The 13,289-nt window shown below is 63.6% G+C and carries 9 protein-coding genes; 6 read left to right on the forward strand and 3 right to left on the reverse strand.

The features are described from left to right. Nucleotides 1–35: 35 nt before the first annotated feature. Nucleotides 36–533, reverse strand: a complete 498-nt coding sequence (locus RS897_RS20835; RefSeq protein WP_315838387.1) for an anthrone oxygenase family protein — start codon at nt 531–533, stop codon at nt 36–38. Nucleotides 534–875: 342 nt separating this feature from the next. Here RS897_RS20835 and RS897_RS20840 point away from each other — a divergent pair, with 342 nt between their 5' ends. From RS897_RS20840 to RS897_RS20860, 5 genes are all read left to right on the forward strand, one after another. After that, nucleotides 876–2,339, forward strand: coding sequence for a caspase family protein (locus RS897_RS20840; RefSeq protein WP_315838388.1), 1,464 nt, complete (start codon nt 876–878; stop codon nt 2,337–2,339). Nucleotides 2,340–2,636: 297 nt separating this feature from the next. Further along, entirely contained in the window at nt 2,637–4,070 is a 1,434-nt protein-coding gene (locus RS897_RS20845) for an outer membrane protein (protein WP_315838389.1), read from the forward strand. A gap of 186 nt (nt 4,071–4,256) precedes the next feature. Further along, nucleotides 4,257–5,699 (forward strand): outer membrane protein, encoded by a 1,443-nt coding sequence (locus RS897_RS20850; RefSeq protein WP_315838390.1) that lies wholly within the window; start codon nt 4,257–4,259, stop codon nt 5,697–5,699. A 184-nt stretch (nt 5,700–5,883) separates the two neighbouring features. Continuing rightward, the gene (locus tag RS897_RS20855) at nt 5,884–7,320 is read left to right on the forward strand and encodes an outer membrane protein (protein ID WP_315838391.1); all 1,437 of its coding nucleotides are present in this window, start codon (nt 5,884–5,886) and stop codon (nt 7,318–7,320) included. 253 nt (nt 7,321–7,573) lie between these two features. Then, nucleotides 7,574–8,506 carry a DUF2167 domain-containing protein gene (locus RS897_RS20860; protein WP_315838392.1) on the forward strand — a complete coding sequence of 311 codons (933 nt, stop codon included), beginning with the start codon at nt 7,574–7,576 and terminating at the stop codon, nt 8,504–8,506. Between the two features lie 87 nt (nt 8,507–8,593). Here RS897_RS20860 and RS897_RS20865 read toward each other — a convergent pair whose 3' ends face one another. Both RS897_RS20865 and RS897_RS20870 read right to left on the reverse strand, forming a co-directional pair. Beyond that, complete coding sequence (locus tag RS897_RS20865) at nt 8,594–11,365, reverse strand: bifunctional diguanylate cyclase/phosphodiesterase (protein ID WP_315838393.1); 2,772 nt, start codon at nt 11,363–11,365, stop codon at nt 8,594–8,596. Between the two features lie 225 nt (nt 11,366–11,590). Further along, nucleotides 11,591–11,977: a VOC family protein gene (locus RS897_RS20870; RefSeq protein ID WP_315838394.1), complete on the reverse strand. Its 387-nt coding sequence runs from the start codon at nt 11,975–11,977 to the stop codon at nt 11,591–11,593. Nucleotides 11,978–12,174: 197 nt separating this feature from the next. Between RS897_RS20870 and RS897_RS20875 the strand changes: the two genes are divergently transcribed. Next, nucleotides 12,175–13,287 (forward strand): alkene reductase, encoded by a 1,113-nt coding sequence (locus RS897_RS20875; RefSeq protein WP_315838395.1) that lies wholly within the window; start codon nt 12,175–12,177, stop codon nt 13,285–13,287. Nucleotides 13,288–13,289: the final 2 nt, after the last annotated feature.

Raw genomic sequence — 13,289 nt, forward strand, 5'->3', positions numbered from 1 at the left:
CGTTGTCGTGAAAACGCTGCGGCGGTTTTGCGCAGTTACGCCGCGGTGCGCTCCAGCGCGGCGGCGATCACCAGGCACAATGCGACAAGGCCGAGCCGCAGCCGTACCACATGCCAGCGCCACCAGCTGTTGCGCAATTCGGTCCAGTTCTCCGGCGGCGCGTCCTTTGACCAGCCCAACATCTCTGTGTTGATCGGCTGGCTGAGGAAGCGGGTGATCAGGCCGGTTGCCATGAAGCAGGCGGCGGCGATCGCAAGCGTGACCACCCGGGTTCGGTCCTCATAGGCGAGCAGGGTGGCCACCAGCGTGACCAGCACGGTCAGCGCGCCGAGCCGCGGCATCGTCACCCGCATGCTGCGAACGACACTCTGTTGTTGTGCGATATAGGTCGCGGCATCGAGTCCTGTGGGATTGTGGCTCAGCCAGACCCCGAAGATGGAGCCGACCAGGAGGGCTGCGAGCAACAGGTCGGCGAAATCGACGACGAGGGACACCAGCAGCAGGTTGGCGAGATCGATGATGGCCATCAACATGAATCCGCTCTCAAATGATAGATGATCAAAACACGGGCTTGAAAATCCTGGCGCGGACGGTTCTGTATTGGTGTGGCGAAATTGCAGATGGCGCTGCACACTCTTGCCGGCCGCGTGGACAGTGTCGCAACTTCAACTTGCGACACTGCGGATCAAGTCGTGCGGGCTCTGCATCATGATTGCCATGTGCCACCCGTTGCGGGGCTTTTTTCTGCGGAAAAACACCTTATTTATCTGATCGGTCAGGCCCGATCCCAACCGGTTTACCCCTTGCAAATTCCGTATTCCGCAAGCATGTCGTTCGATCGCATGTGGTCCGCAATGCACAGCGTTGCGCGACTGATGACGAGCCTCGTGGTTGCGCTGGTCTGCGTTGCCGTGCCTGTGCGGGCACAGGACCAGCCGTCGCAATATTGCGATCCGGAAGCCTACACCGCCGAGGATATCGATGCGGCGCTCGCGGCGTGCGATGCGCAACTCGCCGGCAAGAGCGTGCTTTTGCGCGAGCGGATTCGCGCCTATTTGACCCGTGGCGATCTGCTGGGGTTGAAAGGCCAGCCTGAAGCGGCGATGTCGAACTACGACCAGGCGGTGAAGCTGATCGCGACCGCGGGGCAGCTCACCTCCGGCTCGCTGCTCGACAAGGAGACGCCGGACTCGGTGAGCAGGATCCTGGCCGCCTCCGTGCTCTATCATCGCGGCGAGGCATTGCGCGTGCAGGGGCAGATGCCGCTCGCGGTCGCCGATTATTCCAGGGCGATCGACTATTACGAGGACGACGCGCAGACATACTGGCATCGCGCCCAGGCCTATGAAGCGGGCGGCCAGCTCGCGCTCGCGCTGCGCGATCTCGACAAGGCCGCGACCCTGGAGCCGGACGGCGCGCGCTATCTGATCGATCGTGGCCGTATTCTGACCCGAACCGGCGCGCTCAACCGCGCCATGGCCGATTTCGACAAGGCGCTGGCGCTGTCGCCGAACGATGCCAATGCGCAAGCCGGCCGCGAGGCCGTACAGGCGCGACTGCGTGCGCAATCGCAGCAGACGTCGACGCGGGGGCCATCGCCCGCCGTGGCGGAACGGCGTGTCGCGCTGGTGATCGGCAATTCGGCCTATCGCAACGCGCCGCGGTTGCCGAATCCGGCGCGCGATGCGGCTGGTGTCGCCGACGCGCTGCGTCGCGTCGGGTTCGCCACCGTGACCCTGGAGACCGATCTGCCCAGGGACAAACTCACCGAGGCCTTGCGCGCATTCGCGCAGCTCGCCGACGAGGCCGACTGGGCGCTGGTGTATTACGCCGGCCACGGCATCGAGCTCGGCGGCGCCAATTATCTCGTTCCGGTGGATGCGAAACTCTCGGCTGACCGTGACATCGGCTTCGAGGCGGTGCCGCTGGAGTCCGTGCTGAGTGCGGTGGAAGGTGCGAAGAAGCTGCGCATCGTGGTGCTCGATGCCTGCCGCGACAATCCGTTCGCGAGCCAGATGCGCCGCACGCTGAGCGCAACGACACGGGCAATCGGCCGCGGGCTTGCCTCGGTCGAGCCGGAGCGCGGCACGCTGGTGGTCTATGCCGCCAAGCACGGCGAGACCGCGCTGGACGGCGATGTCAGTGGCAACAGCCCATTTGCCACTGCGTTCATCAAGAACGTGCAAGTCCCGGGCCTCGAAGTGCGCCGGATGTTCGATGTGGTGCGTGACGACGTCATGGATATCACCGGACGGCGGCAGCAGCCGTTCAGCTACGGCTCGGTCTCGGGCCGGCAGGACTTCTACTTCGTGGCGGCGCAGACGGCCGGAAAGAAGTAGGTCGACGCGGGGCCTTCGGAATGCCCGGCTCGAGCGTTCGGGGACATGGCCGACTGGTGTTTGGAAACATCGCCGACATGGCTGACCGGTTCGAACTGGCCGGTTTTGGAGGGGCCCGCCGCTTCCTTGGTGCATGTCTCTTTCCGCGCAAAATCTTCAAAATTCTTAAGAGATATCAATACTTGCGCTTGTCGAAATGTCCTGGCTGTGACCTGCGGGACACAGCTCTGGCAGATGTCTTCAGGTAATGTCCATGGCAGAAAGATTCTGCAGTCCTGCTGTCTCCCGGAGAGTTCCATGAAAGTTGTTGCCCTCGGCTCCGCCGCCCTCGCGCTGGGCACTGCCCTTGTCGCAGGCGCTGGCGCCGCTTCCGCCGCCGATCTGCCGGCCCGCGTCTACACCAAGGCGCCGCCGATGCTGGTGCAGGCCTACAACTGGACCGGCTTCTACGCCGGTGTGAACGCCGGCGTCGGTTTTGGCCGCAGCAAGACCGATCTGGCCGTGCCCGGCCTTGGTGACGAGCACTCGCGCCTCGGCGGCCTCGGTGCCCTCGGTGGCGCCCAGATCGGCTACAATCTGCAGACCGGCAACTTCCTCGGTCTCGGCAACATCGTGTTCGGCGTTGAAGCCGACATCCAGGGTGCCGACCTTCAGGACAACCGCACCTGCTACTATTTCTGCGCCCCCGGTGCCGGGGCCGCGATCAACCAGAAGCTCGACTGGTTCGGCACCGCGCGCGGCCGCGTCGGTATCGCCAGCGGTCCGGTGTTCAGCTACTTCACCGGCGGTTTCGCTTACGGCAACGTCAAGACCACCATCACTGACCTGAGCGGGCTCACCGCTCCGTCCACCTTCAGCAGCACCCGCACCGGCTGGACCATCGGCTCCGGCGTCGAAGCGGCGCTCGGCGGCAACTGGACCGGCAAGGTCGAGTATCTCTATGTTGATCTCGGCACCCAGAGCGGCATCAACACCGCCGTGCCGTATACCTACTCGTCCGAGATCCGCGAGCACATCTTCCGCGCCGGCCTGAACTATCGCTTCGGCGGCACCGGCGTCTATGCACCGGAACCGGTGGCGAACTGGACCGGCTTCTACATCGGCGGCAACGGCGGCGGCGCCACCGCGCTCAACAAGAGCTCCCTGCAGGATGGCGCGGTCAACGAGAAGTTCAACCTGAGCCCGGACGGCTACTTCGGCGGCGCCCAGATCGGCTACAACTGGCAGGCGGCGAACTGGGTCTGGGGCCTCGAAGCCGACATCCAGGGCGGTTCGCTCAAGGATAACTTCGCCTGCCTGAACAGCTGCGACGTGGCCACGTCGACATTGATCGCATTCAACCAGAAAATGGAGTGGTTCGGCACCGTTCGCGGCCGGCTCGGCTATTCGGTTGGCTCCTCGCTGTTCTATGCCACCGGCGGTCTCGCCTATGGCAACGTGAAGACCCAGCTCTCCGGTGCCAACGGCCCGGGCATCCCGATCGACGAGTCGTTCTCGCACACCAAGGTCGGCTACGCGGTGGGCGGCGGCATCGAATCGCCGTTCGATCTGTTCGGCTGGTTCGGCAAGAACTGGACCTCGAAGACCGAATACCTGTTCGTCGACCTCGGCAAGTCGACCGACTCGGTGTCCGCGGTTCCGGGTCTCACCTTCACCACCCACGCGCAGGAGCACATGCTCCGCACCGGCCTGAACTATCACTTCAACTCCCCGGTGGTGGCGAAATACTAAGCTTCGACAGGGCTTTATCCGAAGACAAAACCCCGGCCGTGCGCCGGGGTTTTTGTTTGGCCGGCCGTGGTTGAGGATTGCGCGCGATTTGGCGTTCAGTCTGAAACTTCAATCCTGTGGCCGGTGGGTTACATCGTCGCACCCCTGATCGATGTAATGTTTCTGCATATTGGCGGGGGTTTTGACATGAAGATTGCAGCTTTCCTGACGGGTGTCGCGGGTGCCGCGCTGATCGCAGGGGTAGGTTCGGCGCACGCCGCTGATATGCCTGCCAAGGTTTACCGGAAAGCCCCGCCCATGGTGGTGCAGGCCTACAACTGGACTGGCTTTTACGCCGGCGTGAATGCCGGCTTCGGCTTCGGCCGCGATTTGACCACGGCGCGCAATGGCGTCCTCAACGAGCAAAGCCGCATTGGAGCGCTGGGCGGTCTCGGTGGCGGCCAGATTGGCTACAACTGGCAGTTCGGCGATTTCGGCTTGGGCAATGTGGTGCTCGGCGTCGAGACCGACATCCAGGGGGCGGGTATCGAGAGCGATCGCACTTGCGGCGTCAACAATTTCTGTGGTCCGACCTCCGGCACCACCTATTCGCAGAAGCTCGACTGGTTTGGCACGGCGCGCGGCCGCATCGGCGTCGCCACCGGTCCGGTGCTGAGCTATGTCACCGGCGGTTTTGCCTACGGCAGCGTCGAAACCGGATTCAGCCGTCCGCTGGTCGGCTCGTCGAGCTTCAAGGAGACCCGCACCGGCTGGACCATCGGCTCTGGTATCGAAGCGGCGCTCGGCGGCAACTGGACCGGCAAGATCGAATATCTCTACCTCGACCTCGGCACCCAGAACGGCGCGCCACTGCTGGCGACCCTTCCGACCTCGTCATTCTCGTCGGAGATCCGCGAGCACATCTTCCGCGTCGGCCTGAACTACCGCATCGGTGGCACCGGCGTTTATGCGCCGGAGCCGGTGCGCAACTGGGCGGGCTGGTATGTCGGCGGCAACGGCGGCTCCGCGACCGCGCGCAACCCGACCTCGGTGATTCCGGCCTCCGATCCGACGGTACGCGAGCGTACCGTGCTGAGTCCCGACGGTTACTTCGGCGGCGCCCAGATCGGCTACAACTGGCAGGCCGCGAACTGGGTGTTCGGTTTGGAAACCGACTTCCAGGGCTCGTCGCAGAAGGACGACAAGGTCTGCCTGTTCGGCTGCCCGACCAACGGTCTCGGCGGTGCCGTCGACCAGAAGATGCAGTGGTTCGGGACGGCCCGCGGTCGCCTCGGTTATTCCGTCGGCTCCTCGCTGTTCTATGCCACGGGCGGTTTCGCCTATGGCAATGTGAAGACCAACTTCACCTTCCTCGATGTGCCGTCGGTCTCGACTTCGATCTCGCAGACTCGGACAGGCTGGACGGTTGGCGCCGGCCTCGAATCGCCGTTCGAGTTCTTCGGCCTGTTCGGCAAGAACTGGACCTCGAAGACCGAATATCTCTATGTCGATCTGGGACGCACAACGGGAACCGTCGCGACGCCCGGCTTCTTCGGTGGCAGCCAGACGTTTACCTCGCGTGCGCAGGAACACATTTTCCGCACCGGCCTGAACTACTACTTCAACTCGCCGGTGGTGGCGAAGTACTGAGCAATCCTGAGACCGAACATCTCAGCGAACTGGCTGAAAAACCCCGGCCTCGTGCCGGGGTTTTTACGTATGGCCAGGGCGTCTGCCGCACGGTGGTTTGCGCCCGACTGTGGCCTGCGCGGTACAGACGAGACGGGCCGAACGACGTATCGTTACGCAATATTTCTGGGGTGCCATTGGGGGGATGCTGGTGAAAAAGCTTGTTGTCGCAGCTGTTTTTATCGCAACCGCCGGCGGATCCGGCGCCGCGTTGGCCGCTGATCTTCCGGCCCGGGTCTACACCAAGGCGCCGCCGCTGGTGGTGCAGGCCTACAACTGGACCGGCTTCTACGCCGGTGTAAACGCCGGCTTCGGCTTTGGCCGCGACCTCACGACATTCAACAGCGCGACCGGCATCGCAGAGCGGATGCGCATCGGCGCGCTTGGCGCTGTGGGCGGCGGCCAGATCGGCTACAACTGGCAGGCGGGCAATTTCGGCCTCGGCAATGTGGTGTTCGGTCTTGAAGCCGATATCCAGGGGGCAGGGCTCTCCAGCGATCGCACCTGCGGCCTGTTCTGCGCACCCGGTTTCGGATTGCAGTATTCCCAGAAGCTCGATTGGTTCGGCACTGCGCGCGGCCGCATCGGCCTCGCCACCGGTCCGGTGCTGAGCTACGTCACCGGCGGTTTTGCTTTTGGCAATGTCGAGACCAGTTTCACGTCTTTTGCCAATCCGGTGACCGTCACGAGTTTCCGGGAAAACCGCACTGGCTGGACGGTAGGTTCCGGCATCGAGGCGGCGCTTGGCGGCAACTGGACCGGCAAGATCGAATATCTGTATCTCGATCTCGGCACCCAGACCGGCGCGCTGACGCTTCAGGGGATTCCTTCGGCGTTCTCCTCCGAGATTCGCGAACACATCTTCCGCGTCGGCCTGAACTATCGTATCGGCGGCACCGGCATCTATGCGCCTGAGCCGGTGGCGAACTGGGCCGGCTGGTACATCGGCGGCAATGGCGGCTCCGCCACCGCGCGCAATGCAACGACCTTCGGCATTCCTTCGGTGCCTCCGTCCCAGCAGCGCACCTTCGTCAGTCCGGACGGCTATTTCGGCGGCGTCCAGCTCGGCTACAACTGGCAGGCGGCGAACTGGGTGTATGGTCTTGAAGCGGACATCCAGGGCTCGTCGCAGAAGGACAACAAGGTCTGTGCCGCGCCCTGCGCGCCGGGCTTCGTCACCTTCGCCATCGATCAGAAAATGCATTGGTTCGGGACCGTGCGCGGCCGGCTCGGCTATTCGGTCGGCTCCTCGCTGTTCTATGCCACCGGCGGCTTCGCTTACGGCAGCGTCAAGACCAACATCCTGACCATTGCCGCGGGCGTGCCCGCAGACAGCTCGTTCTCGAACACCCGCACCGGCTGGACGGTCGGTGCCGGCCTGGAATCGCCGTTCGAGTTCTTCGGCCTGTTCGGCCGCAACTGGACCTCCAAGACCGAGTATCTCTATGTCGACCTCGGCCGAAGCACGGACACGATCGTGCATCCGATCTTCAATACCACCTTCAGCACCCGTGCCCAGGAACACATCTTCCGCACCGGCTTGAACTATCACTTCAATTCGCCGGTGGTGGCGAAGTACTGAGCAGGACAACCGAGACCGAACATCTCGGAGTTGACAGCAAAACCTCGGCCTTCGCGCCGGGGTTTTTGTTGATGTTGTCACCACGACGATCACGTTCCGGATCGTGCCGTCGGATTCATTCTCAGCGATGGTCGCGAAGCCCATTGCCATTGCCCGCACGCTCTGCATAGTGCTGCGTGCATTTTGTGATCGCTGCAATTTCATATCGATGCCATCGCGCTGTCGTGCTGGCGAATTTTCATGGAGATCGGCGATGCAGGCGCTCCTGCTGAGAGACTTGCTTTCCCGGAGCATGATGGCCGCCGTTGCGTTGCTGATGTCTGTGGTCGCATCGTCGCCGGCGTCGGCCCAGCCCGCGCCGCCGAGCGAGGCCGCGCGCAAGGCGGAAATGCAGGCCGCTTGGCAAGCCGCCGAGAAGGGTGGCAAGGCCGGCCCCGCCGATATCACCTTGATCGATCAGGCCACGCTTAAGCTGCCGGTGGATTATTTCTTTGTGCCCAAGGCCGAGGGTGCGCGCGTGCTGCGGGCGATGGGCAATGTGGTCAATGAGGCGAGCTTCGTCGGCCTCGTGGTCGGCACCCGACAGAACGATAACTGGATCGTGGTGATCCGCCACGTCAAGGATGGCTACATCAAGGACGACGATGCCAAGAACTGGAATGCCGACGAACTGTTGAAGAATCTCAAGGACGGGGCGGAGGAGGCCAACAAGGATCGCGTCGCGCGCGGCTTTCCCGAGATGCAGGTGATCGGTTGGGTGGAGCCGCCGGCCTATGATGCTGCCAGCCACCGGCTGGTGTGGTCGCTGCTCGCCAAGGACAAGGGCGAAGCGGACACCGCGCCGAAGGCGATCAACTACAATACCTATGCGCTCGGACGTGACGGCTATTTCAGCCTCAATCTGTTGTCCGGTTCGGAGCGGATCGCCGGCGAAAAACATGTCGCGCACGAATTACTCGCCGATCTTTCCTACGATGTCGGCAAACGCTACGAGGACTTCAGCCCCACGACCGATCGGATTGCCGAATATGGTCTGATGGCGCTGGTCGGCGGCGTGGCCGCGAAGAAGCTCGGCTTGTTCGCACTGATGGCCGGCGTGGTGCTCAAGTTCGGCAAACTGTTCGCGGTCGGCGCCGCGGTGGCTGGGGCGGGTTTGTTGAAATTCTTCCGCCGCAAGCCGCAATAGTCAGCTCGGCTATGGCGAGCCGAAAGCCCGGCAATTGGCCGGAACAAAATTAAGAATCTTCGCCTGACAACGTCGCGCCTTAAGTCCTCACGCCGCAGACACGGTGCGCGAAGGCGCGCTGCGATCCGCATCTATCAGCAACTGCCGGATCTCGCAGGCCGGCCTCGCGGCGGAGAACAAAAAACCCTGCATCTCGGTGCAGCCGAGCGTGCGCAGCAGTTCGCGCTGGCGGTCGGTCTCCACACCTTCCGCCACCGTGGTCATGTTGCGGGCGGCGGCGATGTTTACCACGGCCTGCACGATCGAGGACGATCCAGCGGCGTCGCCGATGGCACTGACGAACGAGCGGTCGATCTTGATCTTGTCGAACGGGAAGCGCTGCAGATAGGAGAGTGACGAATAGCCGGTGCCGAAATCGTCCAGCGCGATGCGCACGCCGATGGCGCGCAGATGATGCAGGATGGCAAGCGCCGTATCGTCGTCGCGGATCAGCACTGCTTCGGTGATTTCCAGCTCCAGCCGGCTCGGCGAGAGTCCGGAGGATGACAGCGCCGTCGCGACATTGAGCGCCAGAGTGTGGCTGCGGAACTGCACCGGAGAGACGTTGACGGCGAGCCGAACGCCGTCAGGCCAGCGCGCAGCCTCGGTGCAGGCGGTCATGAGCACCCATTCGCCGAGCGCGATGATCAGACCGGTTTCTTCGGCCACGGGAATGAATTCGGCCGGCGAGACCATGCCGCGCTCGGGATGGCGCCAGCGCAGCAGCGCCTCGCAGCCGGTCACGGTGTTGCGGGCGAGGTCGAGCAGCGGCTGGTAATGAATTTCGAAGCCGCCGCCCTCGAAGTCGCGGCTGCCCACGATCTGGCGCAAGTCCTGCTCCATCTCCTGGCGTGCCTTCACCCGCGCGTCCATCTGCGGCTCGAAGAAACGCCAGGTGCGCCGGCCGTCGGCCTTGGCGCCGTACATCGCGAGATCCGCATGCTTGAGCAACTGGTCGAGATCGGCGCCGTCGCGCGGTGCCAGTGCGATGCCGATCGAGGCGTCGGTTGAGATGCGGTGACCCAGGCATTCGCATGGCCTGCGGATCGTCTCCTGGATACGGGTCACCATGTCGACGACGTCGCGCTGGTGCCGCACACCGGTCTGCACCACGGCGAATTCGTCGCCGCCGAGCCGGGCGACGAAATCCTCGTCGCGCAGGCAGCCGCGCAGCCGTGCCGCGATTTCCTTCAGCAGGGCATCGCCGACGGGGTGCCCCAGCGAATCGTTGATGCTCTTGAATTCATCGATGTCGAGATAAAGCACGGCGAACTGGCCGCCGCCTTCGACGCTCCCGAATTCCTGCTCCAGCCGCTCATGCAGCAGCACCCGGTTCGGCAGGTCGGTCAGCGCATCGTAGTGCGCGAGATGAGCGATCTTTTCCTCGGCGCGGCGGCGTTCGGTGATGTCTTCCAGTGTGGTCACCCACCCGCCATCGTCGAGCGGCTGGTACTGGAACTGGATGATGCGTCCGTCGCCCGGCTCGAACAGCGATTGCGTGACCTCGCCCTTCGCCACCATGCGCATGAAATTCATGCAGTAGTCGTCGACGTCGCCTGGGAAAGATCCGCGCTCTCTGCGATGCTCGATCAGATCCCGCAACATGCAGCCCGGCTTCACCACGTCGGGCGACAGGTTGAACATGTCGATATAGCGCTGATTGAACACCACCAGCCGCTGCGATCGGTCGAACAGCAAGAGGCCGTGCTTCATGTTGTTGAGCGCGGTGTCGAGATGGCGCTTTTGCTGCCCCAGCCGGCGCTGCGAGGCCCGATGCTGCCGCGACATCTGCCGCACGATCAGATACAGCATCGAGGCGATCACCAGCGCCGAAAGTCCGGCCGCCGCGATCAGAAGCCGGGTCTGGGCGCGCCAGTCGGACAGCGCTGCCTCCACCGTGGCGGTGGCGATGAGCGTGAGCGGTGTGCCGCCGAGGTGGCGCACGGTGCCAAGGCGATCCTGATGGTCGACCGGACTTTTGAACCGCAGCGTTCCGGAGCCGCCGTTCTTCCGCGCGAGGGTCAGCAGCGGGCCGTTCGCAAGGTTTTTGCCGACCATCGCTTCGACGTGGGGATGCCGCGCAAGCAAAGTGCCATCGCGATGAAACATGGAGATCGCGGAGCCTTCCGCCAGTATGACCGAGCTGAAGAACTGCTCGATCATTTCGGGAGCGATGCCGCGCGTCACCACGCCGAGAAACTCACCGTTGGGTCCGAGGATCCGCCGCGAGGCGATGATCGCCCAGCTGCCGGAGAGACGGCTCTGCACCAGCTCAAGCTGGGTGGGCATCGGCGCACTGCCGGACTTGAAGGCCTTGAAGTAGGCGCGGTCGGCGATGCTGATCGGCCGTATCGGCCAGACCGTCGACGAGTTGACCATTATTCCGTTGGCGTCGTAAATGTTGATGCCGTTGGTATCCAGTGTGCTGCCAATCCGCGTTGTGAGCATCTGGTGAGTATCTTCGCCGGAAATTGCATCGCGAAACGCTTCCGGTGAGATGACAGTGCTGACAGGCAGATGGGCGACGATGTCCCCCTGCATGGCCTGGATGTCCTGGAATTGCAGATCGAAGTGGCGCGCCAGCAGCAGGATGGTGTTATTGAGTTCGCGCGCCGTGCTCGCCAGCGCCCGGTCGCGGGAATGACCGATTGTCATCGCGGTGCCGACCGCGATCGCCGCGATCAGCAGTGCGCCGCAGATCAAAAGCCAGCGGACGGGGCTGCGCCAGCCGGTTGCTCTGGCGTCGACCGTATCGCTGTCGCCGGACGTTGTCCGGCCGCGATCATGCTCCATGCTGCGTTCGACGAGTTGCAACGCCATCGCCCCACCCTTGGGGGTAAGTAAATACGTGGCACAGATGGAGTTATCGTTAGCAATGTCGGTTACCCAAAGGTTTATGAGACCGTTCGAATGCCGCGCGTGCGGGAATGTGGCATGGCGCTGCAATTGTGCTCCCGAATTCGCGCTGATCGGCAATGATGGAGTAAGGATAATGCGCCTGCGTGAATTCCATTCTCATGGAAGCTGTCGTCGCGTCATCGCTGCTCACGGCGGCGTTGGTGACGGCACGGTCATCACCTCGATCTTGTTGCCGTCGGGATCGCGGATGAAGGCTGCATAATACATCACCATGGTGGCCTGCCGCAGGCCGGGTGCACCGTCGTCGCGGCCGCCACTGGCAAGGGCGCGGGCATGAAAGTCCTGTACGGCTTCGGTGGTCTTGGCCCGCAGGCAGACATGCGCGCCGGTGTCGTCGTCAAGCGGACGCATCGCGGGCCGGGCGTTGAGCCAGACCTCGGGATATTTCTGGCCGAAACCGATGGTCGCGGGCCGCTCCACCAGGCGGCTGTAACCCAGTGGCTCCAGCACATGCTGATAGAACGCCGCGCTTGCCGCGAGGTCGCGCACGGCAATGGAGATGTGGTCGATCATGAAAACCCCCGCCTGTGTCCGGAATTGCAGCAAATCATGCTAGCAGCCGAGCCGGAAGCCCGAAGGGTGCGTCTGCAAGGCAGCCATGACAGGCGCCATCGATTGCGGTGGTTGAACCGAGTGGGAGCGGCGGGATAGCCTGCCGCCGTCCTTTCAGAGCTTCCTTCAATTATGCCTTAATTGCCCTTGGAGCCTCCATGCCGACATCGTCGCTGTTTTCACCGCTGCAGATCGGGCCTTATCGGCTGGCGCATCGCGTCCTGATGGCGCCGTTGACTCGGATGCGGGCGGAGCAGGCGAGTTTCGCGCCACGCCCGCTCAACGCCGAATACTATCGGCAACGGGCCAGCCGAGGCGGCCTGATCATTGCCGAGGCTTCCCCGGTGGCGGCGACCGGACGCGGCAATCCGGCGACGCCCGGTATCTATTCGGAGGAGCAGATCGCCGGCTGGCGCAAGGTCACCGATGCGGTGCATGCCGAGGGCGGCCTCATCTTTTTGCAACTGTGGCACGTCGGGCGTGTCTCGCACTCTTCGCTGCAGCCGGGCGGCGTGCTGCCGGTGGCGCCCTCGGCGGTCGCCATCGACGGCGTTACCATGACGCCGGCATCCAGCACGCCGCAGCGCTACGAGACGCCGCGCGCGCTGGAAACCGCTGAGATCCCCGGCGTGGTCGAGGCCTTCCGGCAAGGTGCGCGCAATGCGCTTGCAGCCGGCTTCGACGGTGTCGAGATTCATGGTGCCAATGGCTACTTGGTCGAGCAGTTCCTGCAGTCCCATACCAATCTGCGTACTGACCAATATGGCGGCTCGATCGCCAACCGCACCCGTTTCCTGCTGGAGGTCACCAATGCGGCGATCGAGGTGTGGGGTGCCGATCGCGTCGGCGTGCGGCTGTCGCCTTATGGTGTCGCCAACGGTAGCGGCGAGGCCGAGCCGATGCCGCTTTATGACTATGCGGTCGGCGCGCTCGATCCGCTGGGCCTCGCCTATCTGCATCTGCTTGAGCCGCGCTCAAGCGGCGCGGGCCGGGCCGAGGTCAATCACACCAACGTGCCCTCGGCGATGGAGTTGTTCCGGCCGAAATGGCGCGGCGTGCTGGTCACCGCCGGGGGCTTCACCGCGGACTCTGCCGAAGCTGCTGTTGCCGAAGGCCATGCCGACGCCATCGCATTCGGCCGCTTCTTCATTTCCAATCCGGATCTGCCGCGGCGCATCCAGCGCAAGATCCCATTCACGCCCTACAACCGCGCAACGTTCTATGGCGGCGAGGAGGCGGGTTATACCGATTATCCGGTCGCGGCGGAGTAGGG

The organism is Bradyrhizobium prioriisuperbiae (genome assembly GCF_032397745.1).
Taxonomy (GTDB): domain Bacteria; phylum Pseudomonadota; class Alphaproteobacteria; order Rhizobiales; family Xanthobacteraceae; genus Bradyrhizobium_A; species Bradyrhizobium_A prioriisuperbiae.